The sequence below is a fragment of the Agrobacterium sp. 22094 genome (genome assembly GCF_052046015.1).
Taxonomy (GTDB): Bacteria; Pseudomonadota; Alphaproteobacteria; order Rhizobiales; family Rhizobiaceae; genus Agrobacterium; species Agrobacterium cavarae.
The window spans coordinates 1,508,329-1,533,695 of the sequence record NZ_JBQEPX010000001.1 but is presented as its reverse complement, the minus strand read 5'-3'; the positions used below and the strand labels follow the sequence as shown (position 1 = coordinate 1,533,695).

Sequence of the window (25,367 nt, the reverse complement as noted above, 5' to 3'; positions counted from 1 at the left end):
GAACAGTATTCATCCGCACGCGATGACACCAGCGACTTTTCTTGACAGGTGCATCAGCGAGGTTGATGGACCATTGCGACGAGCGATCATCGATAAACTGGAGCCTGCGATGAAACAAAACATTTATGACGATGAGGGTTTCTTCGAACGCTACAGCGCCATGCCCCGTTCGGAAGGCGGATTGGCACAAGCAGGCGAATGGCACGAGTTCCGTGCGCTCTTGCCGCCGCTGGAGGGGAAATCGGTCCTGGATCTCGGCTGCGGCTTTGGCTGGCATTGCCGCTACGCGGTTGAGCAAGGCGCGGCAAACGTCGTCGGCCTCGATCTGTCAGAGAAGATGCTGGAGAGGGCGAAACGGATCAATGCGCATCCCAGGATCAGCTACCGGCGTGAGGCGATCGAAGATGCGGCCTTCGAGGCGGATAGCTTCGATGTCGTGTTGAGTTCGCTGGCTCTCCATTATGTCGCGTCGCTCGAGCCGGTCTTTGCGCGCGTTTTTAAGCTGTTGAAGAAGGACGGTGCTTTCGTCTTCTCGATCGAACATCCCGTGTTTACGGCACTTGAGCAGCAGGACTGGTTTTACGGAGAAGCTGGCGACATTCTTCATTGGCCGCTCGACAATTATCAACAGGAGGGCGAGCGCCATTCGAACTGGATGGCGGATGACGTCATCAAGTATCACCGCACCTTGTCGAGCATCATCAATTCGCTCATCGATGCGGGCTTTGCCATAGAGCAGCTATCGGAACCGAAGCCGGATCCTGCTCTTCTCACCGAGCGCCCGGAACTCGTGCATGAGAACCGCCGCCCGATCTTCCTCATCGTGGCTGCGCGTAAGATCTAGCCGCGTCGCTTAATCGGCCAAGCCTCGTCGCGCCACTCCACGACCGTGGCGACATCGCCGAGGCTGATCGTCCCTGCACCGCGAGGGGTCAGGTTCCAGCCAAAGAGCACGCCGGGAACGCGACGATCTGCGGACATGCGGATACGGCCCATGGCCTTCATCGGAGAAGGAACATCACGTGAGCCCGTTTTCTGGTCCTGCGTGGTCATGATGCAGCGGGTGCATGGTTTGACGAGATCGAAGCGAATACCATTGATATCGATCGCCGCCCAGCGATCTTCCGCCCATGCTTCATCCGTCTCAAGCACGATGTTGGGGCGGAAACGCTCCATGCCGATGCTGTCTTCGCCATTGGCCATCATGTCCGCGTTGAGAGCTTCAAGCGAGGCAGTGGTCGCAACGAGAATCTGGTAGCCATCTGCAAAGGTAACGGGTGTCTTATTGCCGGTCCACTCCACATTGGCAAGGCGCGTTGACTGGTCATCGAAGAAGGCGAGCTTCATCTCTTTCCCAAGCCACTGCGACAGCGCGCCGTTGACGTCATCCGTCGCCAGAGCGGCATCGACGTTTGATTTCCAGACGGTAACTTCGAGCCGCGCAGCCGACGGTACGGCGAGGACTTCGCCCTTGCCATCGATGGACAGGCGATAGCCGCCGGCTTCATGCACCACATTCAAGCTGGCGATTGCGGGAAGTTCGCGTTGGGTGATGAAATGACCGGAGGGGTCAACCAGCATGGCGCGGCGGTCGCCTGGCAGGCCTTCAGCGGAAATGGCGCTCTGCGAAAGTGCAATGCCTCTGGCACTCTTCACAGGGTAGATATTCAATTGGGTGATCTGCATCGCCGTTTCCTCAGATTTCGTCGAGAAACATATCGAGCACCCGTTGAAGACGCTCATGTCGTTCTTTTGCAAGCTGTCGCCCGGTTTCGGTTTGAAAGCCGTTGGCCAACTTGAAAAGCTTGTTTTCAAAATGGTCGATGGCAAAGCGGCGATCATCGAGCGGGCGGTCTTTCGCCAGTGGATCGGCTGGATCATATAGGGCGGAGCCCAGGCGCCCGGCAATGTAGAAGCAGCGGGCCGCACCCACCATGCCAATGGCATCCAGCCTGTCCGCATCCTGCAGGATTTTCGCCTCAAGCGATTCGGGCGTCAGATTGGCGGAAAAACTGTGCGTCAGAATGGCGTGGGCCACCGCTTCGATATCTGGGTCTCTCCAGCCGAGACCGTCAAGAACGACAATCGCCTTCTCGGCAGCCAGACGCGAGGCCTGTGAACGCAGTGGCGAATTCTTCTCCACCGCCACGCAATCATGCAGCAGAACGCTTGCGGCCAGCACCGTCCCATTCCCGCCTTCTTGGGCATGAATACGCATGGCGTTGCGGAAGACGCGGTGAATATGCGCGAGATCATGCGACCCATCATCGCCTTCCGCCGCATGCGGGATCAGCGTTTCGGCAAGCGCTTCATATGGCGCAAAAGACCCAGCATGCATTCGCGATTCCCCACTTTCGTGAGATCGCGTTTTAGAGCGGGTGAGGCAGCGGCGCAATCACTGCTGCGCCGCGGCATCCTTCGGCTTGGCCGTCAGGATCTTCTGGTAGAAGAGGCCGATGCCGATCAGCACGACGCCAAGTCCGATGAAGGAGAGGGCGCGCAACACGCCTTCCAGATTGCTCATGTCGATGAGGAACGCCTTGGCTACGGCAAGCAGAACAAGCGCGGCGGATGCAAGCCGCAGGCTCTTGGCATTGAAGCGCGAGCCGAGCGCCAGGAGCAGCACGCCAATGGCGAGCCAGACGACGGAATAGCTGTAGGTCTCACCCTGCAGGAAGCCTTTCCAGTCCGCAATGTTTTCTCCCTGCCAGAAGCGGCGGACCGATAGCGTTGCCCAGGCAAAGCCAAGGACTGCGCCTGCAAGCGCGAGGAGGGCAACATAAGGCTGAGGGCGTTTGCCTCGGGCATAAAAAGCAAGCCCCGCATAGGCCGCGCCCGGCAGCAGATAGCCGATGAGAAGCAGGTTGAAGAATGGCCAGCGTCCGGTGTTCTCGCCGGTAAAGTATGGGTTCAGCACGAAGAAATGGGCAGTCAGCACATTGACCATGGCAAGGCAGCCGGCGAGCATCGAGCCGTAGCGGAAGATCGGGCTTGGGCTTTTCATGTCGAGCGTCATCAGCACACCGGACATGCCGATCGTCAGCAGCGTGTAGATCGATTGTTCGCCCAGTGTCGGCACCGCGTCGTTCAACACGCCGCCATTCATCGCGTGCCGCACGAGGATTGCCAGCGTCAACAACACCATCAGGCTTGCAAGAGCTTGCAGGAAGTTTCGGATGCGGAGATCAGGTGAGTGGCGCAACAGCCATGCCGAGACCACGGCAAGCAGGGCAGGAATGCCATAGCCTGCAAGAAGCGCATTGAAGACGGGCGTTGTACCGAGGTTCGGCGGACCGACGATCGTCGGCTCCCAGGCAATCCTGCCAAGCACGATCACAAGTGCAAGTGCCATGACCCAGGCGAGAGCCGGCCAGGAACGATGCCGCGTTCCGAGAACGTAGATAAAGCCGAGAAGCGGGATAAGGATGGTGGTCGCCAGCCCGTTCGTCAGGGCATGGATCGTCAACAGAAAGCCGAGGAACGAGCCGACAACGAGAATATTGACGGGCCGCTGGAAGGCAGGCTCAGAGCTTCTGTCGAAACGATAGGCAGCGCCAAAGAGAACAAGACCGATCGCCAAGCCATAGGCCGCGTGCAGCCAGTCCCGCGTCAGATTGCCGTATTCCACGAAACTGATGACGCCGAGTCCGACGGGAACGATGGAGCCGATCAACGCCCAGAGTGTACCGAAACCCTTATCCCTCGGTGTTCTGCGCCGTATGGCTTCCACGGCAAACAGCAGGAAGACGATGCCCATGATGCGGGTGATCGAAGCCTGAAGACTGTGATCGACGGCGATCGAGGCAGGTGTTGCGACGCTGCCGAAGGTCGACAGGAATTCGAGGTTGTTTTGCGCCAGGATGTTGGCGCAGCCAAGTGCTGCGAGCGAAGCGAAGATGGCGGGCCACACCGCATTGAGGCGGCCAGCACCCAGCGCCGCAAGCCCGATGATGAGCACGGCAACGACGAAAGCCGGGTGCATGCTGATGCCGGCGCTGCTCGCCAGCATGGCAAGTGCGGTGAGAACGATTGCAAGCGAGGCGGTGAGATTGATCGCGAGCGGCGGTCTTGCCAGGAACGCGAGAATATGGTTTGCGGGTTTTGCAACATCGCCCTCGGTCACAGGCGGTTTTTCATCTGCGACATGCTCGTAGACTTTGCCAGGCCAGATCCAGATCAAGCCCGCGATCATCGCAAGAAGGGCAAACATGACAGGCTCTGCGAGAACCGTGTTCGACGCCATGGTATAGCCGACAGCCCAGAGGCCAAGGCCGATATTGCCAAGAGCGGGCACGACCTTCCATCGTTGGTATCGCGCCGCAAGCGCCGTTGCCACCCATGAGACGGTGAGGAAGCCGAAGAGCGCCCAGATGTTCGGCGTCTCGGTAACAATAAGAGCGGGCGTGATCATCGAGCCGAAGAGCCCGAGCCCTGCGAGCGCCTGACCGTGCAGCAGCGACAGTCCCAATGTGGCGAAAGCCACCAGCGCAAGCAGGACGAAAGCCATCGTCGGTCCGATATACTCGTAGATGCCATAGGCGGCAAAGACCACACCGAAGAGGGTGAGCGAAGCGGCCGCTGTCAGCACGCCGGGGATCATGGCGTTGGAATAGGCAGCCGCGATGCCGGGCACGGCCCGGCGGCGGATGGCTTCGCCGGCACCAGCAAGCAGAAGACCGAAGAGGGCCGCCATGGCAAGCCGCACAGCGGGGCTCAGCAGACCGTTTTCGATAGAGTATTTGACCAGCAATATGCCGCCGAGACCAAGCGTTATGCCGCCGAGCCAGACAGCCCAACGCGCACCAAGTCTGCTTTCGAAGCTTTCCTTCGGGGTCGCCTGGGTGGCTGTAGCGTGGACGGAAACCACGTCTTCTTGCTTAAGGTGCTCTGCCTCTGACGGAATTGGCAGCGGCGGCTGTATGACGTTTTGCTTCGCTTCAGCAGTTTCAGTTTCAGCCTGCGAAGTCGGTGGCGTCGCCCTTTCAGCGGCTGCGTCCGTTGCTTCCTTCAACTCATCTTGAGCGTCGGCAGACATGGCAACCGGCACGACACCCGCCGCCATCTGGGCCTTGAGGCTGGACACTTCCTTTTCAAGCTCTGCGAGGCGTCGGGAGTTCTTGATGCTGGCGCTCAGCGTGTAGAAAAACGCAACAACATAGCCGACGATAAGAAGCAGCAGGAAAGATGTCATAAGCACTCCGCGTATAGCTCTGTTTTTTAAAGCCTTTTATTGCGGTATCTGCAAGCGTCTTGGCGTCTTTTGGTTCCCGCCGCGGTCGTTCTTGGCGGCTAATTGGCCGCGCGCGCCGCGATCCATCCCTTGGCCAGTTCGACGTCGTCAAATCCAAGGTCGTGATTGTTCGGCAGAACCCTGACCTCCACCTCGGCGCCGCTGCCTTTCAGAATGTCGGCAAGCGCCTGAGCCTTGTCGCGATGGCGATCGGTCTCCCCGGCAGCCAGCAGGAAGTGTTTGGAGGCGAAATCGACAGCCGGCCAATGCTCCAGAACCGGCATCGGTCGAAGCAGCAAGGCATCGGCCGCCCAATCGGAGTGGAGCGCGAAGAAGGCTGCAAGGAAGTTGGCGCCATTGGAATGGCCGATGAAGCGCAGCTTGGCGCGATCAATGCCATACGACTGGACCGCGCCTTCCATGAAGGCGGCGAAGGCTTCGGCTTCAGCAGCAATATCCTTCTGGTCGAAATTGAGATCGCCAAAGCGCCGGAACCAGCGCGCCATATCTTCTTCAGTGCTCCGGCCGCGAACGCCGAGCAGCGTGGCGTTGGGGTTGGCCCGATGTGCCAGTGCCATCAAGCTGGTCTCGCTGCCGCCCGAACCGTGAAGCAGGACAATGGTACTGCCATCGGGCTCCGTCGGCGTGTGGAAACGGTGGATGAAGGGCAGGTCGCGGTAGATTACACGCTCCTCCCCCGGCATGGAAAATTGCGGCAGCGCCACGCGAACGTCCTCCTCATCACGCATGAAAAGCGGCGGAATGAACAGTTCCTCGCCGAGCGTTTCCAGCGGCTCGTCGATGGTCATGCCCGGCGCGTCGGTCGCCATCTCGATCAGCACGCCGCCCGGCTCGCGGACATAGAGCGAGTGAAAATATTTTCGGTCATGTGCATTGGTGGTGGAAGAGTTCAGGGACTTCAGCTGCTTGAGCGTCTCGTCCAGTTCATCCATGTCCTTGGCGCGAAAGGCGATGTGGTCCACAGTGCCTGTGCCCGGCGCACTGGACCAGAAGCCCGTTGCATCGCGGACGTCGATAATGTCGCCGGCATCGGACGACATGCGGCGGATTGCGCCCTGTTTGTCCTGGCGCGCGTATCCGAAATAGTTGGAGAGGAAGCTTTCGGTCTCTTCCGGTACCTCGCTGAGGACGGTAGCGCCACGAATGCGACGGATGGCGTGTTCCAGCGGAATGCCGGGCGCATCATGCGGCTGGGCTTCAGGAAAGGCGCCGGTGCCGACAAGCTTGATGATGATGCCGTCCGGATCCTTCAGCCGGATGACAGGCTCGCCGAACTCCTCCATCGGTCCCTCGGTATGGACGCCCGCCTGCAAGGCGCGCGTGAGCCAGAAGCCGATGCTCGCGGGATCGATGGCAAGAGACACCTCCAGCGTCTGTCCGTAGCCGACGCGCCCCTGTCCGCCATCCTCCCAGACAAGAAAGGTCATCAGTGATCCGGGGGAGGCGGCATAGTCGCCGTAAAGCAGGTGGAGTTGCATGGCGTCTTCGAAGCCGGCTGTTCGCTTGACAAGTCGCAGTCCGAGGAAACCCGCATAGAAATCAACATTTGCCTGAACCTTCCGCGTGATCATGGTGATGTGGTGGATGCCAAGGGCCGATGTCATGCGTCTCTCCGGACTGTCGTTGATGCTGCCATCTTCATCGTCTCGGTGGATTTCGCAATCCATGAGCGGAAGAACGATGTGTTCATATCCTTAGCACTGCCAGTACGACATCCATGTTTCGCCTATTCAATTGGCATGATGCATCCAGTAAAAGCCCTAAATGGAGAAAAAATAGTCAAAATAAAATTTGCGTAATTTATGAGCTATTAGTTCTTGCCATAAGGAATGAAATTGGTTTGTATGACGGCAACGACACAAAAAAACCTCCAGAGGAAAATTTCTGAATGTTCACGCGAAGGCTGTTTTCAAAGACAGCGGCTTTAGCCGCTATTTCCATGTTCGCCGGCATCTCCGTCGCACCCATTGCAGCTTTCGCCGATACGCCGATCAAATTCACGCTCGACTGGAAATTCGAAGGCCCGTCCGCAGGCTTTCTGCTCGCGCTCGATAAGGGATATTTCAAGGCGGAGGGCCTGGATGTCACGATCGATAGCGGCAACGGCTCAGTCGAAGCCATTCCAAGGGTTGCAACCGGCGCCTACCAGATGGGCTTCGGCGATATCAATTCCGTCATGAAGTTTCTAGACGAAGATCCGACACAGAAGGTGAAGGCCGTTTACATGGTCTATGAGCGGCCGACCTTCGCAGTTGTCGGTCGCAAGTCCTTGGGCGTCACGGAAGACCCGAAGTCGCTGGAAGGCAAGAAGCTTGGTGCACCACCGCCGGATGGCGCCTTCGCCCAGTGGAAGGCGTTCAAGGAAGTTGCCAAGATCGACGACAGCAAGATCACCATCCAATCCATCGGCTTCCCGGTGCGCGAACCGATGCTGGCAAAAGGTGATGTCGATGCCGTCTTCGGCTTCGCTTTCTCGGTGATTCTGAACCTGAAGGCGCAAGGCATCGCCGACGACGATATCGCCACGATCCTGATGGCGGAGCATGGCTTGAATCTGTATGGCAACGCCGTGCTGGTAAACACTGATTTTGCTAAAGAAAATCCGCAAGCAGTGAAAGGTTTCCTCAAGGCGCTTGCCAAGGGCTTTGCCGATGCCGTCAAGAACCCGGAAGAAGGCGTTGCTGCAGTTCTGAAGCGTAACGAAACGCTGAACCCTGACATCGAATTGCAGCGCCTCAATATGGCAAATTCGATGAACATCAAGACGCCCTACGTGATCGAAAACGGCATGGGTGGCGTCGATCCGGCACGCCTTGCGGCGTCCATGGAGACGCTGAAGGTTTCAATCGGCCTCAAGGGCAACGTCAAGGCTGAACAGGTTTTCGACGCAAGCTACCTGCCGCCCAAGGAAGAGCGCATGCTGCCATAACGGCGGCCTAGAGCATGGTCATCGCAAAACTGTGCAGCGGTTTTGCGATGACTACATGCGATGAACAAGGACTAAAGCGCGAGCAGAAACTCTGAAAGATCGCGGCGCGCTTTAGAAGAAGACGACTTAACGTTCGTCATGCTCGGGCGCGACCCGGAGCATCCATCCATGGGGCCGATCGCTCCATGTAGTTCGTCCCTCGCATGGGCGGCCATCACGCATTTTGAAATATAACAGGAACTTGGAGATATGGCTCATCTGGTGGAAATCGACGGCGTCGACATGCGCTATGGCGGCGCTTCGGGAACGCTTGCCGTTTCGAACCTGACGCTGACGGTGGATCGCGGAGAATTCGCAGCCGTGGTCGGCCCATCGGGCTGCGGAAAATCGACGCTGATGAAACTCGTGACCGGGCTGCACATTCCCCAGCGTGGCAATGTGATCGTCGGCGGTAAGCAGGTGACCGAACCGGTCTCCATCGTCGGCATGGCCTTCCAGAACCCCACCATGCTGCCGTGGCGCACCACGCTCGAAAACATCCTTCTGCCGCTTGAGATCGTCGAGAAGCACCGCCGCAGGCTGCGCGCCCATAAGGCGGAGTATGTCGCCAAAGCCGAACGGCTGCTGGAGATCGTCGGGCTGAAAGGCTTCGGATCCAAGTACCCATGGCAGCTTTCCGGCGGTATGCAGCAGCGCGCCAATCTTTGCCGCGCGCTCATCCATGAGCCGGAACTTTTGATGTTGGACGAGCCGTTCGGCGCTCTCGATGCCTTCACCCGCGAGGAACTGTGGTGCGTCATCCGCGATCTTCATGCGGTCCAGCGCGTGACGATCATTCTCGTCACCCATGATCTGCGCGAGGCAGTCTTCCTAGCCGACAAGATTTTCGTGATGAGCGCAAGGCCGGGCAGGGTGCTGGCGGAACACCGCGTACCATTCGAGCGCCCACGCCAACTGTCCCTCATGTATGAAAAAGGCTTCAACGACATGGTTCAGGAACTGCACGGCGAAATCGCTCAGGCGAGGGTAGCGGCATGAGTGCGGTTGTCGAAGGCCAGGTCGTGGCAACGCCACCAAAGCCATTGATCGCCCGCGTCAATTGGGTCAAGGCAGCGCCATGGCTCTATACGCTGGCGCTCTTCGTCGCCTGGGAGTTGCTGGTCTATGCGCTGAAGATGCCGCAGACCGTGCTACCGTCGCCGACACGGGTCGGGCAGGCCGTGGTCCAATACTGGTCGCCGATCTGGAAAAACTCGCTGCAGACGCTCTATACCACGACGCTCGGCTTTGCCATCGCAGTGGTCGCGGGCCTTGGCATCGGCCTCTTCATCGGTTGGTCGAAAACCATCTATGCAGGCCTCTATCCATTGATGATCGGCTTCAATGCCATCCCCAAAGTGGCGCTGGTTCCCGTTCTTGTCATCTGGTTCGGCATCGGAACGGTGCCAGCCGTGTTGACGGCCTTCCTGATTTCCTTCTTCCCCATCGTCGTCAATGTCGCGACCGGTCTTGCCACCATCGAGCCAGAAACCGAGGATGTGCTGCGCGCCCTCGGTGCCAAGAAGATGGACATCATGTTGAAAGTCGGCATTCCGCGCTGCATGCCCTATTTCTTCGGCTCACTGAAAATCGCCATCACGCTTGCCTTCGTCGGCTCTGTTGTGTCGGAGACTGTGGCGTCCAACTACGGCCTTGGCAACATGATGAGTTCGGCCCAGAGCCAGTTCAACGTACCATTGGTGTTCGCCGGTCTGCTCATGCTCGCGGTCGAAGGCATCGTCATGTATGCCATCATGGCTTGGGTGGAAAAACGCATGACTGGCTGGGCGCACCGCTCCACCATGGGGCAGTGAGGCAGGAAGAGAGAAGAGGCGCGGGCGGGCGGTGGTAAAGCATCGTCCGCGCAAAGTGTTCAGCGGTTTTGCGATAGCGACATGCGGCAGAAGAAGAACCTAATGCGTGGGAGCAAATCTGAAAGATCGCGGGACGCTTAAGGTTAACCTCTCTCAGGTTTCGCTGGTCTGACGAAACGCTGCTCCAAAACTTTGCTGCCCCATTGCGATCCAGGGCGCTCCTCGGCAAGACTGAAGCTGCGGCTCTCATAGAGATGGCGGGCAGCCTCCAGGCCGGAAAAGGTCCAAAGATGCGTCTCTGTAAAGCTCTGAGCGTCCACAAAGGCGAGAGCGGTGTCGAGAAGCTGTTTTCCAATGCCGCTGCCTCGCACTGAATCATCGACGATGAACCAGCGCAAATGCGCTTTTCCCGCCCCCATATCTTCACCATCGATCGCGATAGAACCGATGATCTGGCCGTCTCGTATGGCCGTCCAGATAGCGTTTTTCGGGTTGCCGAGACGATATCCGAACTCCGCCAGACCGCCGGCGACCACAGACTCGAATACCTGTCCAAAGCCCGCTGTTCTGGCGTAAAAAAGCGCGTGTAATTCCGTGATGCGCGCCATGATCCCCGGCCTGTAACCCGACTGTATGGAAATGGCGGCGGGCGTTTTTGTCTGGGCCAGCGCTTCGCCGTAAAGGCGCAAGCCATTCGAGACGATGTGGCGCTGCTCCGGGGTTAGTCGCTCGATCGCCGTCCGCACTTGTTGCCGGGCAAAATAATTGATCTGGCCAACCTGGCTTTTTCCGGCCGATGTCAGTGAGAGACGTTTGACCCGATTGTCAGTCTCGCCGGGATCTTCTGCTACCCAGCCCGCATCGATCAGCTTGCGAAGCATTCTGCTGACGCTCGATTTATCCATATGCAGAGCATCGCCAATGTCACGCGCTGCCACATCGCCTTTTTCGATCTCCAGAAGAGCGTGAACGGATGACGGTGACAGGTCGGTACCTGCAAAGCCCCGACCGGTAAAACCAAGCTCCCGCACCATCTTGCGGGAGTGGATACGGATCTCATCGACAATCAGTTCGGATGACGCCATGGCAGAAAACCGGGATTAGTTGCAATATGCAACCTTATTCTGATTGTCTGCGGAGTGTCAAGGCTCAGGATGTGGGAGCAGAGGTTTCTTCCGCCTCGACCTTTGCAGCGCGCTCATCGAAAGCGAGCTTCAATGCCTTCGTCATATCGCGTGTTGTCGCAAACCAGTTTGAGCTCTGAGCCCAGTAACGCAATTTGACGGTCGCGCTATCGGCACTGGCTGTATCGACGAAGGTGGCGGGTGCCGGGTCTAGCAGCACGCGGCTGTCACCCCGAGCAATTTGAAGCAGCATGTCCTGCGTCTCGGCAATGCTCTCACCCTTTGGTACCGTCACGCTCAATTCGTGGCGACGGGTTGGGAAACGGCTGTGATTAGTGATTGGCACGTTCCACAGCGTCGAATTCGGCGCCAGGCGATAGAGGCCGTCGCTGGTCTTCAGCTCAGTTGCAAAGAGGCCGATTTCGATGATGGTGCCGGAGACCGCACTCGTTTCGATATACTCGCCGACGCGAAACGGACGAAGGACAAGCAGCATGATGCCAGCTGCAATATTCTGCAACGTGCCCTGCAGTGCCAGGCCGATGGCAAGACCCGCGGCACCGAGTGCTGCGAGGATGGAAGCCGTCTGCACCCCGAACTGGCCAAGCACCATGACCATGACCAGAATGAGCACCACATAGCGGATGGCGCCTGCGAAGAAGCCGGCAAGCGTCGCGTCGAAGCCGCGAATGCGGGAAAGACCCTGAAACGCCCAGCGCTGAAGAAATGCCGCGGCCAGCCAGCCAATGATGAGAAGAATAAGTGCGCCGATGACGGAGAAGGAATATTGCACCGCCAAGGCGCTCGCCTGCCTGAGCGCGGCCTGCGATGCCACGATGATATCCGTTGCCTGTTGTTCCATGGATCGTCCCTTGATGATCTTGCGGTTTCAGGATTGGTAACGATGGGTCCCGGCTCGGGTTCCCGCTAAATCGGGCCCATATCGGTCAGCGGCAGGACGAAGGGGACGTTCCCATCGGTATCGGCACCACGGCCGATCGCCTTGATTGCGCTCACCAATCGACCTTTTCGGTCAAGCAGCCTGTCGCCGATTTCGATGATGCGGGCATTGGGCGTGGCATAAGGCGACACGGTTCGAAGCCGCCGTGCCAGCGCCGTTTCATCCTGATCCGGATAGAGCGCAAGTGCGGCAACAACGGCCGCTGCAGGCGAGCGGGACACGCCCATCCAGCAATGGATCAGAAGCGGCACTGACTGATCCCATTCCCGGGCAAATTCGATCAGCCGCAGAACATGGGCATCATCCGGCGCGATCAGCGTATCGTTCCCCTTGAAGGCGATGTCGTTCATCTGCAGCGTCAGATGCCGCTCGGCAGCTATCACGGCTGGGCGATGAAAGGCCTGCTCCCTCGCAATCAGAGTGATCATTTCACGCGCCTTGTGGCGCACGGCCATTTCTCCGATGCGGGACAGAGGCGAGACGACGATTGCAGTCATGGTGAAGCCTTGCGCAGTGCTTCGATGGCCTCGAAGCGTTCGATGAAACGGCGTTGCGCCTCAAGTGCCGGAACCGGATCGATCGCGATCATGTCACGGCTGATGCCGCGCGGCAGGCCGAAGAACTTCTGGGCTTCCGCGAGCGAAAAGCCCGCAAGCTCCGTCGCCTCGAAGAAGGCCGCGACCGTGTCCGCCTTCTTGATGCGGTCTTTCAGCTCTCGTGTGGGGTGAGGCGGCAGCGAAAAGCGCAGGTGGATGGCGGCTTCCAGCCGGGCTTCCACACTCTTGTAGCCACCGCCGACGACGGATTTGAAAGGAGAGATCATGTCGCCGATCACATATTCCGGCGCATCGTGCAGCAGCGCCATCAGGATGTCGTCCGGCGAAGCGGAGGCGTTCAGATGACAGAAAATCGCTTCGACGATGAGGCTATGCTGCGCCACGGAGAATGCATGGTCGCCACGCGTCTGACCGTTCCAACGCGCCACGCGCGCCAGACCATGAGCGATATCGGCAAGTTCGACATCAAGAGGAGAGGGATCGAGAAGGTCGAGACGCCTGCCGGACAGCATGCGTTGCCATGCACGCGGAGCCTTGGAAGGTGCCACCGCTTAATCCTCGGCGCCGGCAAGCGGATCGACGGAAGGAAAGCTCAGGCCGGTCCAGGCCGGCAGAGCGACGGTGACCGACGTGTCTCCAGCGGTCGTCGCACTGCCCGATGCCATGGCGTCCGCAGCCCTGTCGACACGGATGATGGCAAGGCCCTGGTTGCCTATGACGGTGCCGAGGGCGCCTATCGGTTTGCCGCCTGCCATGATCTCGGTGCCGGAAGGCGGAAGGGCGCTCGCCGCAGAGACGAGGACGACGCGTCGGCGCGCCGTGCCGCGATGTTTCATCCGCGAGACGACTTCCTGTCCGACAAAGCAGCCTTTTCTGAAGGACACACCGTCATTCACATCCATCAGCACATCATGCGGAAAGGCATCCTGAAGCGTGTAGTCGCTCCCGGACTCTGCGATTCCATTGGCGATGCGCAGGGCTTCATAACCAGAAACGTCGCCATCGGCGGATTGTCCAGGCACGCGATAGAGCGTTACGCCGGCCGTGGCAAAGCGACCGTCGGTGACACCGTGCTTCGGTGCCTCTTCGTCCCAGTAGACACTGACACCGTCGATGTCTTCGGCTTTGAGATCGACTGCGGCGCGCAGCTTGTACATGGTGAGACGGCGCAGCAGTGCTTCCTGTTGGTCCGCACTCGTCTCCAGGCGATAATCCGTCCCGTCGCGCGAAACCAGAAAGTCGAACAGAATCTTCCCCTGCGGAGTCAACAGGGCGCCTGCGCGCGCTTCTGTCGGTCCAAGCAATTCCAGATCTGTCGTGATCAGATTTTGCAGAAAGTCGGACGCGGCTTCGCCGCCGATGCGGATAAAACGACGGGTGGCTAAAAAGGCGCAGGACATGGCACTACCGTTCGGCTGGGTTCACCCCACAGCATCGGCTTGAAATCGGGATCGATCTTCGCGAAAGCACGCTGCGTGGCTTCAAAAACTGAGAGCGTCCCTTGTTGACCCGAAAGCACGAAAAGGGGACGCTCTAGAGTTAGGATTTTTGCTGCGCAAGGGCAAGCGCCTGAGTCCGGTTGGACGCCCGATCAGTCGCCAGCGCCGAAAAACTTCCACTGTCCGTCGGGTGAAATGCCGATGCGATAGAAGCTGTAATTGCCGTATTCCTGCATGTCGGCCAGATCCCCGGCGGTGATGATGCGTAGCAGGTCCACCTTTTCCGGCTTGGTCAGCGTGGTGAGCGACTTGCCAGCGAAGTAGGGGAAGACATACATCTCATCCGGCGTGCCAGCATCCACACGGGCATAGCCGGTGGAGAGCAGGTCGAGGATGATCGCCAGCACTTCCAGCCCTTCCGGATCGCCGGAGAAGCTTTTCAGCGCAGCGATCGGATCGTTTCCTTCGCCGTCAACGCGTGTCTGGTTCGGACCGGCATTGATCAGTGGGCGCAGCTTTTCGATGTCACCGGTGGAGGCCGCGTCAATGATCAACTGACGCAGACGACGCACAGGCTCCGGCGCCTTGCTGATATCATGCTCGATCTGTGCGGAAATCTGCGGCGCATCGTTCTGCTCCGGCGCGGCCTGCTGTTGTCCGCCCTGGCGGTTCACCAACGGATCCGGCATCGGAATGCCATCAGGCCCTTCATCGACCTGCGCCGGTTCCGACGCCTTGGGCGCGTCGGATGCCTGGGCCTGCTCGGTCTGGCCGGCTGGGCCGGGCTTCAGCTCAGAGAGAGCAAAGGCCGAGTGCGGCAGGGCTGTGGCGGAAACCACGACAGAAAAAACAGCAGCAAACGCGGCGGAAGACCGCGCGGTGTCATGACGGAAAAACAGCATCGATAAACTCCCGCTTACTGGATGATCCGCTGCGGGGAAAATTCGCCAGCGAGCATGCGCTGGCGCAGTGATTCGAGCATGGCCTCTGCGCCGGCTTCGCCATGCATGCGAATGGTTTCGCGCATGGCCAAGGCAATAGCGGCATCTGCGATGATCTCCGGCTCGATGCCATCGGCCATACCATCGGCCCAGGCTTCGTTTTGATGTTCCAGAGCGACCTGCATCTTTTCATGCGCGATCATATCGTGGATTTCGTTACGGCTCGTTTGCATATTTCATCCTCGACAGGGCGTTCAAGTCGTTACCACCCTGTTAACAACTCTAACAGTCTTTTATCAAAACGGCACGCCCCACGGCGAAAAGAGGTTAACAATCCTCTAATTTCCGAAGCGGGACGTGATTTCTTGTGCGAGTGTTGCGCCTTCGTTACGGTATTTCTCTTCTGCCAAGAGTGCGGCAGGTGTGCAACTGGTATGGACGGCGGCAAAGGTGCGATATCCGCGGTTGAACGCGGCGGTCATCCGCTGCTTGCGCTGCGGCTCGTTTGCGGTGTCCGCCGCCAGAATATCGCCCATCGCCTTGCGCCATTCCTGCGGTCCCGTGGAGGGGCAGAGCGTGCGCAGATATTGCACCGCACCCAGAATTTCCGACAACCGCGCCAGCTTGTCGTCATAGGGTGCTGGCTTGCTTTCCTGAGGTGGCGGGGCAGGAGGCTGCGGTGGCTTTTGACTGGCAGCATAGGAGGCAACGGGCATGGCCACGCTCACCAACAGTGCTGACAAATAACAAACCCGTCGACCCATGACTTTACGCACAACCCAATATCGACTCGTGACACACCTCGCCCAGATAGCTGTGATTCTACTGTTCATGCAACTGGCCTAAAAGGCGTTCGGCGCATTCGACGACACTTTCGGGTGCGGGAAGGCGGCGTATTTGCTCCAGCGTAAACCATCCGGCATCGGCTGCATCGTCCGCAGCAAGGGCCGCGGCCTGCTCATCCGCTTCTACCAAGAATACCGACAGCAGGAAGTGGCTGGTCAATTGCCCCGCGCTGTCGCGCGACGGCAGATCATAGGTGGCGAAAAGCTGTGGATGACGGGCGACGATCCCGGTCTCCTCCTGCAACTCGCGAAGGGCAGTATCCGCCGGTGTCTCGCCAGGCTCGCCGCGGCCGCCAGGAAAGGCGAACATATCCTGCGATGGCGGGTTGATACGACGCACCAGCAACAATCGGTCGCCACGCTTGATGATGGCGGAAGATGCGGGCTGGGGACGAAGCATGCGGTTTCCTTCAAGAATCTGCTTCTTATTATGCAGTCAACCTTGCAGGAAACGTGGCGGCATCGTCTCCCGATAGGGAAAATACTGAAAATAGGGGCGCGCCTCATCAATGACCCGCTTGACGGAGAGCCGCGAAACCAGCCGCTCGAAGTAGTCGCTGGTGTTTCTAAGGTCATCATTGAACGGATGAACGATCGACCCGTAGAAGAGCGCCGGGACGGCCGCGCAATCCGCCATCGAAAACGTCGTGCTCGCAACCCATTGGCGGCCTGCAAGGTGCTGCTCGAGAACGCCGTAGGCCTTGTCGATGGTCGCATGCGCTTCGGACACGCCATGCGGGTCGAGAGAACCTTCGGGACGCAGACGTTCCCCAACAATACGTTGCATAGGCTGGTGGATGTAGAGGTCGAAAAACCGATCCCAGAGCCGCACTTGGAGCTGTTCTTCCGCGTCTTGCGGCAGGAGGCCGCAATGACCCGGATAGTGGGTGTTGATATACTCGATGATGATGCTGCTTTCCGGCAGGATTACGTTGGATTCCACATCCTGCAACACGGGCATCTTCCCCATCGGCGATTTCTCGAAGAACGCCGCTCTTGAATCAGAATTGGAGAAATCGACGATAACCGACTCAAAAGATGTGACGTTTTCATAAAGCGCCACAAGCACCTTGTGGCAGAAGGACGAGAGGGGATGCATATAGAGCTTCAGGGTCATGTAACCTCTCCTTGAGGTGAAGGAAACTGTGGCTGGATGCTCGGAAGGCTGAAGGAAAATGCACCAAGGTCATGCTTTTCGCTATGATGCGCCGACGGATTCGAACAGTCCACCGAGATGTTGCCGGAAGCAGGTTCAGGAAACAGGCATGAAACTCCCTCTCGTCTACGCAATGGCAGCGCTTGCTGAAATTGCCGGCTGCTTTGCCTTTTGGGCGTGGCTGCGCATGGGCAAATCGGTGGCGTGGTTGATACCTGGGATGGTGTCGCTTGCGGCTTTCGCCTGGCTTTTGACGCTTGTGCCGACCGAGGCCGCTGGCCGGGCCTATGCTGCCTATGGCGGGATTTATATCGTGGCGTCTTTGCTGTGGCTTTGGATCGTGGAACGTCATGCGCCTGATCGTTGGGATCTGGCGGGCGGCGTGGTTTGCCTGGCTGGCGCCTCGCTCATTCTGTTTGCGCCGAGAGGATAAGCTTATGTGCGGTCGCTTCGTTTTGAAGGCCATGCCGGAAGAGATTGCCGACTGTCTCGACCTGATAGGGCTGGAGGACTTTCCGCCGCGTTTCAACATCGCGCCGACGCAGCCGATCCTCATCATCGTCGAGGGTGAACGGCAGGAGTTGGGAAGCAATCTGCCGAACCGTCAGGCCATGCTCGTGCGCTGGGGCTTTATGCCGGGTTGGGTGAAAGACCCCAAGACCTTCCCGCTTCTGATTAATGCCCGCTCCGAAACAGCCATCGGCAAGGCCTCCTTCCGCGCTGCCATGCGCCACCGCCGCATCCTGATCCCGGCAAGCGGATTTTACGAATGGAAGCGACCGGCCAAAGAAGATGGCGGGAAGCCGCAGGCCTATTACATCAGACCAAAGCGCGGCGGCGTTGTCGCCTTTGCCGGATTGATGGAGACATGGTCCTCCGCCGATGGATCGGAAGTCGATACGGGCGCGATCCTCACCACCGCCGCCAACGCGGCGATGTCGCGTGTCCATGACCGGATGCCGGTGGTGATTGCGCCGGAGGATTTCAGCCGGTGGCTGGATTGCAAGACGCAGGAGCCACGCGAGGTTTCGAGCCTGATGCGGGCAGCGGATGAGGACTTCTTCGAAATGATCCCGGTGTCGGATAAGGTGAACAAGGTCGCCAATGTCGGTCCTGATCTCATCGCACCGGTAGAGGAGGCAGCACCTCTTGCTCCGGTGAAAGAGAAGAGCGGGCAACTGTCGTTGTTTTAACGACGGACCCGCTTATTGCAGATGGCGCCCTGACGTCAAAAATGAAAATGGCGCCCAGAAGCGCCACTTGCAAAGTCGGCAGGCCCACATTGCCTGCTGACTATGAAAGAGATCAGGCAGTCTTTGCCTGCTTGGGTTTGCGCGCCACCATCATGGCGGCAGCTGCCACAGCCTTCAGGCCAAGCGGCTGATAATGAGCCTTCAAATCCGGCTTTGCCGGCATCTCGATTTTCTTCGTTTCAGTCATTCCACCCTCCGCAGATCGCTTGTCAGGCCCATGATTCGTCGGCCTTTCTGACAAGCTCTCTCGGGGTCAATCGTGACGAATTCGAGGCGGATTCAATCAATTGAAAATTGCAGACTGCGACATTTCGTGTTCGGGATCGCCTGAAAAAAGACGCACGTTAAACCATCCGTTGCGACGGCAAGAATGATCCAGTCTCGTCAAAAATCAGATGCCGCGGTCGAGACCGTCGCCGCTGTCACCATGGTCATGCTCTTCGATCGTCAACGTTCCATAGCGCTTGTGCCAGATACGAGCACTGAAGGGCAGGAAGGTCAGATAGGCGAGCACGGTGAGGATCAGGATTTCCCAGGTGAAGCTCATCAAGAGCGCCACATAGAGCACCACGATCAGAATCGCTGGAAGCACGAGATCGCGACGGATACGGCTTTCCGATTTACCCGACCAGACGGGGAGGCGGCTGATCAGCAGATAACCGATCAGCACCGTGTAGGCGGCAGCGATGTGAGCGAATGTCCTGCTCGGCTCGACGCCGATAAAACCGATATAGACGGGAAGCAGCACCAGCATCGCACCCATGGGTGCGGGGACGCCGACGAAGAACTCGTTCTGCCAGGGCGCCTTGACCTCGCGCTCGATCATCACATTGAAGCGCGCCAGGCGCAGTCCGGCCGCGATGACGTAGATGAGGGCTGCAATCCAGCCAAGCGAGCGGGCCTGATCAAGGAGATAGGCATAGACGACGAGAGCAGGGGCAACGCCGAAATTGACGATATCGGCCAGCGAATCCATCTGCGCGCCAAACTTGGACGTCGCCTTCATCATGCGCGCCAAGCGTCCGTCAATGCCGTCGAGGAAGGCGGCGAGCAGCACCATGGCAACAGCAAGCTCGAAGCGGCCTTCAAAGGCAAGGCGAACACCGCTGAGGCCCGCGCAGATCGCCAGCACGGTGACAAGGTTTGGGATGACGAGACGAAGCGGAATTTCGCGAAGCCGCGGGCCTCGTCCGCTATCCTGGCTGACCTCATGCTTGCCGTTAATGCCTGGCTGCGGCGCTGGCTCGTCCATCGAACGCTCTCCCTAGTGTGTCATCAGCCGCGGCGGCTGATGACGGCTCCCTTGGCTGAGCCGAATTCGGCGAGAACGGTTTCACCGGCAATCGCCGTCTGACCGACGGACACCCGCGGAGAGAAACCTTCCGGCAGGAAAATATCGAGGCGGGAACCGAAGCGGATGAGACCGAAGCGCTCACCGGCATCGACCGGTTCGTTCGGCTTCACCCAGCAGACGATGCGACGCGCGACCATGCCGGCGATCTGCACGACGCCGACGCGGCCATGCGCGGTTTCGATCACGAGACCGTTGCGCTCATTGTCTTCGGATGCCTTGTCGAGATCGGCATTGAGGAAAAGGCCCGGGCGATAGGCAACATTGACGATGCGTCCACGCACCGGCGAGCGGTTCACGTGGCAGTTGAACACGTTCATGAACACTGAAACGCGCACCATCGGCTCCTTGCCGAGTTCCAGTTCCAGTGGCGGAACCACAGTCTGGATCGCCGATACGGTGCCATCGGCCGGGCTGATGATCAGCTCGTCATCCTGAGGCGTGACGCGTTCAGGATCGCGGAAGAAGTAGGCGCACCAGGCGGTCAGAACCATGCCGATCCAGAACAGAGGTTCGGCGATCCAGCCGAGCACCAGCGATGCCACGAAGAAGGCGGCGACAAAAATGTAGCCTTCCTTGTGGATCGGAACGAGGGTGTTACGAATGGTATCGAACAGGTTCATTGGTCTTTCTTCTCCGAAGTTTCTTTATCGGCCTTTGCGATATGCGCCACGAAGGGCGCTCCCACTGGGACCTCGATTTGCCTGCACGCCCGAGGGCGAAAACTTGGCTCGTTCCTGCAAGACATGCACCATATAGTCGTTTCTCGACAATATTCACGTCTCAAGGCGACAAAACACGCATAGGTGACTACAGGCAAACCGCGTCACGAGCAATGGTGCGCAGCGGCTGGGCCGGTTTATACCGAGGTCAATGCGCGGGTTCGCCGCGATCCACGACGCCAAGGTCGTCCTTCTCGCGAACTTCCCGAAGCCGTTCCTCGGCCTGGATCGCTTCGCGCTGACGGCTCCACATCGAGGCGTAGAGGCCACCGGCCAGCATCAATGACGAATGGGTGCCCCGCTCGGCGATGTTTCCATCCTTCAGAACGATGATCTCGTCCGCACCGATGACGGTGGAGAGGCGGTGAGCGATCACCAGCGTGGTGCGGTTTTGCGAGACCACATCCAGCGCGCTCTGAATTTCCTGTTCTGTATGGGTATCGAGGGCCGATGTTGCCTCGTCGAGGATGAGGATCGGCGGTGCCTTCAATATGGTGCGAGCAATCGCAACACGCTGTTTCTCGCCGCCGGAAAGCTTCAGGCCGCGTTCGCCGACCATGGTCTGAAACCCGTCCGGTAACTTGCTGATGAAGCCGCTGATCTGCGCCGCATTGGCGGCGGCCGTGACATCGGCGTCAGGTGCGTCGGGGCGGCCGTAGCGAATGTTGTAGGCCAGAGTGTCGTTGAACAGCACCGTGTCCTGCGGGACCATGCCGACCACCGCGCGCAGGCTCTTCTGCGTCACGTCGCGAATGTCCTGGCCGTCAATGGTGATCGAACCGCCTTGGATATCGTAGAAACGATAGAGCAGGCGCGAGATCGTCGATTTCCCCGCTCCTGACGGTCCGACAATCGCGATCGTCTTGCCCGCCGGCACATCGAAGGAGATGCCCTTGAGGATCGGACGCTCAGGATCGTAGGAAAACTGCACGTCCTTAAAGCTGACAGCGCCCGCGCCGATTTGGAGTGGCTTGGCATCGGGTGCATCCACCACTTCAGCCTCGACTTCCAGAAGATCGAACATCTGCTCGATATCCGTCAGACCCTGGCGGATTTCGCGATAGACGAAGCCAATGAAGTTGAGCGGCACGGAAAGCTGGAGAAGAAGCGCATTGATGAAGACGAAGTCGCCGATGGTCTGTTCGCCGCGCTGAACCGCAAGCGCCGACATCACCATCATGACGAGCGAACCAAGACCGAAGATGACGCCCTGGCCGAAGTTGAGCCAGCCGAGCGACGTCCAAATGGCGACGGCGGACTTCTCGTAACGCGCCATGGAGGCATCGAAGCGCTGGGCTTCCATGCCCTCATTGCCGAAATATTTTACCGTTTCGAAGTTGAGAAGCGAGTCGATCGCCTTGGTGTTGGCGTCGGTATCGCTGTCATTCATCGACCGGCGAATGGAAATGCGCCAGTTGCTGGCTTTGACCGTAAACCAGATATAGGCCCAGACGGTCACGACGGTGACGAAGACATACCAGAAACCGTAGGACACCCAGAAAATCGCCGCCGTCAGCAGGAATTCGATGAATGTCGGGGCGGTGTTGAGGATAGTGAAACGGACGATGGTTTCGATGCCCTTCGTGCCACGCTCGATGATGCGCGAAAGGCCGCCCGTCTTGCGCTCGAGATGAAAGCGCAGCGATAGCTGGTGCATGTGCACGAAGGTCTTGTAGGCAAGCTGGCGCACCGCGTGCTGACCAACGCTGGCAAAGAGTGAATCCCGAAGCTGGTTGAAGCCGATCTGGATAATGCGGGTAATGTTATAGGCGATGACCAGCGCGACCGCACCCAGCAGGAAGACGGGCAGGAGTCCCGCCATATCGACCTTGCCATTCAGTGCATCGGTCGCCCATTTGAAGAAATAGGGAACGGAGATCAGCACCAGCTTGGCAACGAGCAGGAAGAAGGTGGCCCAGACCACCCGCATCTTCAGATCGGGTCTGCCCTCGGGCCACATATAGGGCCACAGGTTGACAATGGTCTGCATCGGATTGCTGGAATCCGCTGAAATCGTCTTCTTCTTGTCGGTCATGCTCTGCTCCGGCGTCTGCCGGGATGCAGACAGCAAGACGGCGGCCCTGATGAGCCGCCGTTGTCTAAATTAGATAGTGTCCTCACAGGGCATTTGCAATGCCTTGGGTCCTATTCTTACCGCGTCTTCAACCGGTTGCGGTGGATCTCTTCGGCATTTGGTAGCGCCTTTTCCGGTACGTCGAAAATCTGGCCTGGCTCGATCAGATCCGGGTTCTGGATTTGCTGCTGATTGGCAAGGTAGATGGTGGTGTAACGCACGCCCTGGCCATAGACGCGGCGCGAAATCTGCCACAGCGTATCGCCGCGACGAATGATCACCGCGCTGTCGCTATGCGCAAGCGGCGCCTGTTCGAAGGTCTTTGTGCCGGACGCATCGGTAGCCGGAGTGCCAGCATTCGCCGGCGCAGATGTTGTGGGGGCTGCTGCATTCAGCTCCTCGAAACGAGCTGTCAGGCCTGAAATGGCCTTGCCGACAGCCGCGACATCGCTTGGCAGCGCTTCAACGAGCGAGAGCAGGGAACGCGCCTTGTGAGAGATGCCGGCAACGAATGCGGTAAAGGCCGGATCGGCAGACGCCGCGGTGCGGAATTCCGAAAGCGAACGGAGCGCGATAACCGTTGCAGATTTTGCTGCCGCGACCTCGTCCAGCGTCGGTGTCTTGCCGTCCCTAAAGAGACCGGACAAGATACCAAAGGCCTTCGACACTTCCGAGCGCAGCGCTTCGAACGCAGCCTGATCGGTGACCGCGGCCGGAGCTTTACCGGATGCCGTCGCGTTCTGCTGGGCGGCAGGTGCGCCGGATGGCTGCATGGCAACCGTGGCCTGATCCGTCTCCGGGCGGGAGAACGGCACGCGGACACGCACCGTCACCTTGCCGGACGCATCGAGCGCTTCCGCCGTGATGATGTGGCTGCCGACCGAAAGCTGGATGTCGCCTTCAACGACAAAACTGCCGGAGGCTTCTGCCTTGCTTTCGCCAACACTGGTATCGTCCACCAGGGCGCGGATCGTCGTGCCCGCGGGTGCAGAGCCGGCGATATAAATTTTCGAGCCGTCGAACTCGACGGCGGTGACGCGCACTGACGCAGTTTCAGGTGTGGCGTTGGCTGACGCTGCATTGCCGCTCTGCGCAGCACTCGCAGGCGTTTGTGTGCCGTTTGCAGCAGGTGGTATGGCCTGCGCTTGCAGGGCAGGCGGAGCTGCTTCCGGCATGGTCAGGACGCGGCTGGCCTTGCCAGGTGTCGTGACCATGGCAAGCAGATCGCCATTCTTTTGGGCAGGAACGGACACGGTCGCCACTTCACTGGACTCGGAGACTTTGCCGTCCTTGCCGGTTGCGCGCAGCACCAGTTCATGGTCACCGGGGGGGAGTGGATTGTCGAGAACGGCTGCGAAATCGCCGCTGCCCTCAACCGGTGTCTTGGCGATAACCTCACCCTTGTTGACGATTTCAAGCTGTGAACCCGGTTGCGCTTTGCCGGCAATCACCGCCGAACCATCTGGCTCGACGCGCAAAACGTCGAAAGTCGGAAGCTGGGCCGCATCGCCCGTGGTTGCCGGTGCCGATGGTGTTGCGGGCTGTGCAGGCGTCTGGGCCGGCTGAGGGGCGGCGGCAGGCACCTCTGTCCGAGGAGCGCCATCATCCGTCCCGGCGAACACGCCAGCAAGACGGCGGACTTGTGCTGCGGCCGCTGCGGCACCTGTCGGCAAGCTGCGAAGATAGGCCGTGGTCCGCTCGGCTGCCGTACGCGCAGTGGTGATCAGACGCGAGGTCGTCTCGTCGAGCGATTCTGGAATGTCGATGTTTTCCAACTCGCGAAGCGAGTCCTCGACCTGCTTGCGGGCGGCAGCAAACTCTTCATTGGAGGGCACCTTGCTGTCGGCAAAGAGGTTGCTCATGTCCTTGATGGACTTGTTGGCGGATTCCGCCAGGCGGCCAACCTTTTCGGCAATATTGGTCGTGTCCTTGGCGGCATCCGACAGAAGATCGCCCGCCTTTTCACTGCCCATCTCAACGCTGTTCTTGACGGCATTGCTGGCTTCGTTGATGGCGTCACCGATCGGCTTGTCATCACCGGACATGCGAGGAAGAACGAAGAAGACCATGAGCAGCGTGGCAATGCCGAGCACGACAAGCGCCAACAATCCAGCTCTTTTATTTTTCATTATGTGTCTCCAGATCATTCTTCGCAATATTATCGTGGATTGCTAGCGTTTTAGCGCTTTTCATACAAGCGTCACCTCCGCCAAAGCGCCGCGTTTGTCGTATCTTCCCCCAAAATTTCTTGACGGAATTGTCCCTGCGTAGTTCGGTGCCGGCCATGACACATGAAAACCATTCGATTCGATCCATCTGCGTCTATTGCGGCTCTCAGCCCGGGCGCGATCCCGCCTACATGGAAGCAGGCCGCAACCTTGGGAAATCCCTTGCCGAAAACGGCATTCGCCTCGTCTATGGTGGCGGCACCAAGGGCATCATGGGTGCGGTCGCGAGCGGCGTTCTATCAAGCGGCGGCGAAGTAACGGGCATCATACCCGAGTTTCTCGTGGATATGGAAGCGACACGCCATTCTCTTGGCCAATTGAACGAACTTGTGATCACCAAGGACATGCATGAGCGCAAGCACATGATGTTCGAGCGCGCGGATGCCTTCGTCACTTTGCCCGGCGGTATCGGCACCGTGGAAGAGATCGTCGAGATCATGACCTGGGCGCAGCTTGGTCGTCACGCCAAGCCCATGGTCTTCGCCAATATCAACGGTTTCTGGGACCCTATGCTGGAGCTGATCCGCCATATGCGCGACCAGGGCTTCATCCACCGCGCTCATTTGCTGAACCCGCTGGTGATCGACCGGATCGACGATATCGTACCAGCCATCATCGAGCGTGCCGTGTCACAGCAAAATCCGGAAGGCGACCCTTCGGTGATTGCGAAGCTTTAAAGCTTA

At 58.9% G+C, this 25,367-nt stretch carries 26 protein-coding genes; 7 read left to right on the top strand and 19 right to left on the bottom strand.

The annotated features are described in order from the left end of the window. Positions 1-109 precede the first annotated feature (109 nt). Positions 110-844: a class I SAM-dependent methyltransferase gene (locus ACTJK5_RS07400; RefSeq protein ID WP_440612092.1), complete on the top strand. Its 735-nt coding sequence runs from the start codon at positions 110-112 to the stop codon at positions 842-844. On the opposite strand, the gene ACTJK5_RS07395 is transcribed toward ACTJK5_RS07400, so the two are convergent. The 4 genes from ACTJK5_RS07395 to ACTJK5_RS07380 form a co-directional block, all read right to left on the bottom strand. Further along, positions 841-1,686, bottom strand: coding sequence for an MOSC domain-containing protein (locus ACTJK5_RS07395; RefSeq protein ID WP_440612091.1), 846 nt, complete (start codon positions 1,684-1,686; stop codon positions 841-843). The genes ACTJK5_RS07400 and ACTJK5_RS07395 overlap by 4 nt on opposite strands. 10 nt (positions 1,687-1,696) lie before the next feature. Beyond that, positions 1,697-2,338 (bottom strand): HD domain-containing protein, encoded by a 642-nt coding sequence (locus tag ACTJK5_RS07390; RefSeq protein ID WP_440612090.1) that lies wholly within the window; start codon positions 2,336-2,338, stop codon positions 1,697-1,699. 57 nt (positions 2,339-2,395) lie between these two features. Further along, positions 2,396-5,191: a DUF2339 domain-containing protein gene (locus ACTJK5_RS07385; RefSeq protein ID WP_440612089.1), complete on the bottom strand. Its 2,796-nt coding sequence runs from the start codon at positions 5,189-5,191 to the stop codon at positions 2,396-2,398. A 98-nt stretch (positions 5,192-5,289) separates the two neighbouring features. Beyond that, the gene (locus ACTJK5_RS07380; RefSeq protein WP_440612088.1) at positions 5,290-6,855 is read right to left on the bottom strand and encodes a VOC family protein; all 1,566 of its coding nucleotides are present in this window, start codon (positions 6,853-6,855) and stop codon (positions 5,290-5,292) included. A gap of 284 nt (positions 6,856-7,139) precedes the next feature. On the opposite strand from ACTJK5_RS07380, the gene ACTJK5_RS07375 reads away from it, so the two are divergent. The 3 genes from ACTJK5_RS07375 (at position 7,140) to ACTJK5_RS07365 (ending at position 10,033) form a co-directional block, all read left to right on the top strand. Next, positions 7,140-8,180 (top strand): ABC transporter substrate-binding protein, encoded by a 1,041-nt coding sequence (locus ACTJK5_RS07375; RefSeq protein ID WP_440612087.1) that lies wholly within the window; start codon positions 7,140-7,142, stop codon positions 8,178-8,180. Positions 8,181-8,429: 249 nt separating this feature from the next. Further along, positions 8,430-9,218 (top strand): ABC transporter ATP-binding protein, encoded by a 789-nt coding sequence (locus ACTJK5_RS07370; RefSeq protein WP_162692916.1) that lies wholly within the window; start codon positions 8,430-8,432, stop codon positions 9,216-9,218. Beyond that, positions 9,215-10,033 carry an ABC transporter permease gene (locus ACTJK5_RS07365; protein WP_062437994.1) on the top strand — a complete coding sequence of 273 codons (819 nt, stop codon included), beginning with the start codon at positions 9,215-9,217 and terminating at the stop codon, positions 10,031-10,033. Before ACTJK5_RS07370 ends, ACTJK5_RS07365 begins: the two co-directional genes overlap by 4 nt. 143 nt (positions 10,034-10,176) lie before the next feature. On the opposite strand, the gene ACTJK5_RS07360 is transcribed toward ACTJK5_RS07365, so the two are convergent. From ACTJK5_RS07360 to ACTJK5_RS07315, 10 genes are all read right to left on the bottom strand, one after another. Next, positions 10,177-11,118, bottom strand: coding sequence for a bifunctional helix-turn-helix transcriptional regulator/GNAT family N-acetyltransferase (locus ACTJK5_RS07360; protein ID WP_440612086.1), 942 nt, complete (start codon positions 11,116-11,118; stop codon positions 10,177-10,179). A 64-nt stretch (positions 11,119-11,182) separates the two neighbouring features. Further along, complete coding sequence (locus tag ACTJK5_RS07355) at positions 11,183-12,019, bottom strand: mechanosensitive ion channel family protein (RefSeq protein ID WP_440612085.1); 837 nt, start codon at positions 12,017-12,019, stop codon at positions 11,183-11,185. A gap of 65 nt (positions 12,020-12,084) precedes the next feature. Further along, positions 12,085-12,615 (bottom strand): tyrosine phosphatase family protein, encoded by a 531-nt coding sequence (locus ACTJK5_RS07350; protein WP_440612084.1) that lies wholly within the window; start codon positions 12,613-12,615, stop codon positions 12,085-12,087. After that, the gene (locus tag ACTJK5_RS07345; RefSeq protein WP_440612083.1) at positions 12,612-13,223 is read right to left on the bottom strand and encodes a YfbR-like 5'-deoxynucleotidase; all 612 of its coding nucleotides are present in this window, start codon (positions 13,221-13,223) and stop codon (positions 12,612-12,614) included. The genes ACTJK5_RS07350 and ACTJK5_RS07345 overlap by 4 nt, the downstream gene beginning before the upstream one ends. Positions 13,224-13,226: 3 nt before the next feature. After that, positions 13,227-14,075: a CAF17-like 4Fe-4S cluster assembly/insertion protein YgfZ gene (ygfZ, locus tag ACTJK5_RS07340; RefSeq protein WP_440612082.1), complete on the bottom strand. Its 849-nt coding sequence runs from the start codon at positions 14,073-14,075 to the stop codon at positions 13,227-13,229. 191 nt (positions 14,076-14,266) lie between these two features. Continuing rightward, complete coding sequence (locus ACTJK5_RS07335) at positions 14,267-15,016, bottom strand: hypothetical protein (protein ID WP_440612081.1); 750 nt, start codon at positions 15,014-15,016, stop codon at positions 14,267-14,269. Positions 15,017-15,030: 14 nt separating this feature from the next. Next, positions 15,031-15,288 carry a hypothetical protein gene (locus ACTJK5_RS07330; RefSeq protein ID WP_062425653.1) on the bottom strand — a complete coding sequence of 86 codons (258 nt, stop codon included), beginning with the start codon at positions 15,286-15,288 and terminating at the stop codon, positions 15,031-15,033. Positions 15,289-15,393: 105 nt separating this feature from the next. Then, a complete protein-coding gene (locus ACTJK5_RS07325) occupies positions 15,394-15,819 on the bottom strand; it encodes a TIGR02301 family protein (RefSeq protein WP_113272208.1) in 426 nt (141 codons plus the stop codon). Positions 15,820-15,877: 58 nt separating this feature from the next. Then, complete coding sequence (locus ACTJK5_RS07320; protein ID WP_440612080.1) at positions 15,878-16,300, bottom strand: NUDIX hydrolase; 423 nt, start codon at positions 16,298-16,300, stop codon at positions 15,878-15,880. 36 nt (positions 16,301-16,336) lie between these two features. Next, positions 16,337-17,017, bottom strand: a complete 681-nt coding sequence (locus ACTJK5_RS07315; RefSeq protein ID WP_113272210.1) for a glutathione S-transferase family protein — start codon at positions 17,015-17,017, stop codon at positions 16,337-16,339. A gap of 148 nt (positions 17,018-17,165) precedes the next feature. Between ACTJK5_RS07315 and ACTJK5_RS07310 the strand changes: the two genes are divergently transcribed. Both ACTJK5_RS07310 and ACTJK5_RS07305 read left to right on the top strand, forming a co-directional pair. After that, positions 17,166-17,489: a YnfA family protein gene (locus tag ACTJK5_RS07310; RefSeq protein ID WP_113265987.1), complete on the top strand. Its 324-nt coding sequence runs from the start codon at positions 17,166-17,168 to the stop codon at positions 17,487-17,489. A 4-nt stretch (positions 17,490-17,493) separates the two neighbouring features. Beyond that, positions 17,494-18,249: an SOS response-associated peptidase gene (locus tag ACTJK5_RS07305; RefSeq protein ID WP_113272211.1), complete on the top strand. Its 756-nt coding sequence runs from the start codon at positions 17,494-17,496 to the stop codon at positions 18,247-18,249. 112 nt (positions 18,250-18,361) lie between these two features. Here ACTJK5_RS07305 and ACTJK5_RS07300 read toward each other — a convergent pair whose 3' ends face one another. The 5 genes from ACTJK5_RS07300 to ACTJK5_RS07280 all read right to left on the bottom strand — a co-directional run bounded on the left by ACTJK5_RS07300 (position 18,362) and on the right by ACTJK5_RS07280 (position 24,585). Beyond that, the gene (locus ACTJK5_RS07300) at positions 18,362-18,496 is read right to left on the bottom strand and encodes a hypothetical protein (protein ID WP_272865808.1); all 135 of its coding nucleotides are present in this window, start codon (positions 18,494-18,496) and stop codon (positions 18,362-18,364) included. 204 nt (positions 18,497-18,700) lie between these two features. Next, a complete protein-coding gene (gene pssA / locus ACTJK5_RS07295) occupies positions 18,701-19,561 on the bottom strand; it encodes a CDP-diacylglycerol--serine O-phosphatidyltransferase (protein ID WP_062425647.1) in 861 nt (286 codons plus the stop codon). A gap of 23 nt (positions 19,562-19,584) precedes the next feature. Continuing rightward, positions 19,585-20,283, bottom strand: a complete 699-nt coding sequence (locus ACTJK5_RS07290; protein ID WP_062437972.1) for a phosphatidylserine decarboxylase — start codon at positions 20,281-20,283, stop codon at positions 19,585-19,587. 247 nt (positions 20,284-20,530) lie between these two features. After that, positions 20,531-22,417, bottom strand: coding sequence for an ABCB family ABC transporter ATP-binding protein/permease (locus ACTJK5_RS07285; RefSeq protein WP_440612079.1), 1,887 nt, complete (start codon positions 22,415-22,417; stop codon positions 20,531-20,533). 116 nt (positions 22,418-22,533) lie between these two features. Continuing rightward, positions 22,534-24,585, bottom strand: a complete 2,052-nt coding sequence (locus tag ACTJK5_RS07280; RefSeq protein WP_440612078.1) for a LysM peptidoglycan-binding domain-containing protein — start codon at positions 24,583-24,585, stop codon at positions 22,534-22,536. 155 nt (positions 24,586-24,740) lie between these two features. On the opposite strand from ACTJK5_RS07280, the gene ACTJK5_RS07275 reads away from it, so the two are divergent. Beyond that, complete coding sequence (locus ACTJK5_RS07275; protein WP_112519243.1) at positions 24,741-25,361, top strand: TIGR00730 family Rossman fold protein; 621 nt, start codon at positions 24,741-24,743, stop codon at positions 25,359-25,361. The last annotated feature ends 6 nt before the right edge of the window (positions 25,362-25,367 follow it).

What these genes read in the sequence shown, in the direction of transcription:
- ACTJK5_RS07310 (WP_113265987.1), top strand. Translation starts at nt 17,166, where the DNA reads ATGAAACTCCCTCTCGTCTACGCAATGGCAGCGCTTGCTGAAATTGCC.
- ACTJK5_RS07335 (WP_440612081.1), bottom strand. Translation starts at nt 15,016, where the DNA reads ATGCTGTTTTTCCGTCATGACACCGCGCGGTCTTCCGCCGCGTTTGCT.
- ACTJK5_RS07325 (WP_113272208.1), bottom strand. Translation starts at nt 15,819, where the DNA reads ATGGGTCGACGGGTTTGTTATTTGTCAGCACTGTTGGTGAGCGTGGCC.
- ygfZ (WP_440612082.1), bottom strand. Translation starts at nt 14,075, where the DNA reads ATGTCCTGCGCCTTTTTAGCCACCCGTCGTTTTATCCGCATCGGCGGC.
- ACTJK5_RS07280 (WP_440612078.1), bottom strand. Translation starts at nt 24,585, where the DNA reads ATGAAAAATAAAAGAGCTGGATTGTTGGCGCTTGTCGTGCTCGGCATT.
- ACTJK5_RS07400 (WP_440612092.1), top strand. Translation starts at nt 110, where the DNA reads ATGAAACAAAACATTTATGACGATGAGGGTTTCTTCGAACGCTACAGC.
- ACTJK5_RS07330 (WP_062425653.1), bottom strand. Translation starts at nt 15,288, where the DNA reads ATGCAAACGAGCCGTAACGAAATCCACGATATGATCGCGCATGAAAAG.
- ACTJK5_RS07275 (WP_112519243.1), top strand. Translation starts at nt 24,741, where the DNA reads ATGACACATGAAAACCATTCGATTCGATCCATCTGCGTCTATTGCGGC.
- ACTJK5_RS07380 (WP_440612088.1), bottom strand. Translation starts at nt 6,855, where the DNA reads ATGACATCGGCCCTTGGCATCCACCACATCACCATGATCACGCGGAAG.
- ACTJK5_RS07315 (WP_113272210.1), bottom strand. Translation starts at nt 17,017, where the DNA reads ATGACCCTGAAGCTCTATATGCATCCCCTCTCGTCCTTCTGCCACAAG.
- ACTJK5_RS07360 (WP_440612086.1), bottom strand. Translation starts at nt 11,118, where the DNA reads ATGGCGTCATCCGAACTGATTGTCGATGAGATCCGTATCCACTCCCGC.
- ACTJK5_RS07375 (WP_440612087.1), top strand. Translation starts at nt 7,140, where the DNA reads ATGTTCACGCGAAGGCTGTTTTCAAAGACAGCGGCTTTAGCCGCTATT.
- ACTJK5_RS07395 (WP_440612091.1), bottom strand. Translation starts at nt 1,686, where the DNA reads ATGCAGATCACCCAATTGAATATCTACCCTGTGAAGAGTGCCAGAGGC.
- ACTJK5_RS07390 (WP_440612090.1), bottom strand. Translation starts at nt 2,338, where the DNA reads ATGCATGCTGGGTCTTTTGCGCCATATGAAGCGCTTGCCGAAACGCTG.
- ACTJK5_RS07300 (WP_272865808.1), bottom strand. Translation starts at nt 18,496, where the DNA reads ATGACTGAAACGAAGAAAATCGAGATGCCGGCAAAGCCGGATTTGAAG.
- ACTJK5_RS07365 (WP_062437994.1), top strand. Translation starts at nt 9,215, where the DNA reads ATGAGTGCGGTTGTCGAAGGCCAGGTCGTGGCAACGCCACCAAAGCCA.
- ACTJK5_RS07370 (WP_162692916.1), top strand. Translation starts at nt 8,430, where the DNA reads ATGGCTCATCTGGTGGAAATCGACGGCGTCGACATGCGCTATGGCGGC.
- ACTJK5_RS07285 (WP_440612079.1), bottom strand. Translation starts at nt 22,417, where the DNA reads ATGACCGACAAGAAGAAGACGATTTCAGCGGATTCCAGCAATCCGATG.
- ACTJK5_RS07290 (WP_062437972.1), bottom strand. Translation starts at nt 20,283, where the DNA reads ATGAACCTGTTCGATACCATTCGTAACACCCTCGTTCCGATCCACAAG.
- ACTJK5_RS07305 (WP_113272211.1), top strand. Translation starts at nt 17,494, where the DNA reads ATGTGCGGTCGCTTCGTTTTGAAGGCCATGCCGGAAGAGATTGCCGAC.
- ACTJK5_RS07385 (WP_440612089.1), bottom strand. Translation starts at nt 5,191, where the DNA reads ATGACATCTTTCCTGCTGCTTCTTATCGTCGGCTATGTTGTTGCGTTT.
- ACTJK5_RS07320 (WP_440612080.1), bottom strand. Translation starts at nt 16,300, where the DNA reads ATGCTTCGTCCCCAGCCCGCATCTTCCGCCATCATCAAGCGTGGCGAC.
- ACTJK5_RS07350 (WP_440612084.1), bottom strand. Translation starts at nt 12,615, where the DNA reads ATGACTGCAATCGTCGTCTCGCCTCTGTCCCGCATCGGAGAAATGGCC.
- ACTJK5_RS07355 (WP_440612085.1), bottom strand. Translation starts at nt 12,019, where the DNA reads ATGGAACAACAGGCAACGGATATCATCGTGGCATCGCAGGCCGCGCTC.
- pssA (WP_062425647.1), bottom strand. Translation starts at nt 19,561, where the DNA reads ATGGACGAGCCAGCGCCGCAGCCAGGCATTAACGGCAAGCATGAGGTC.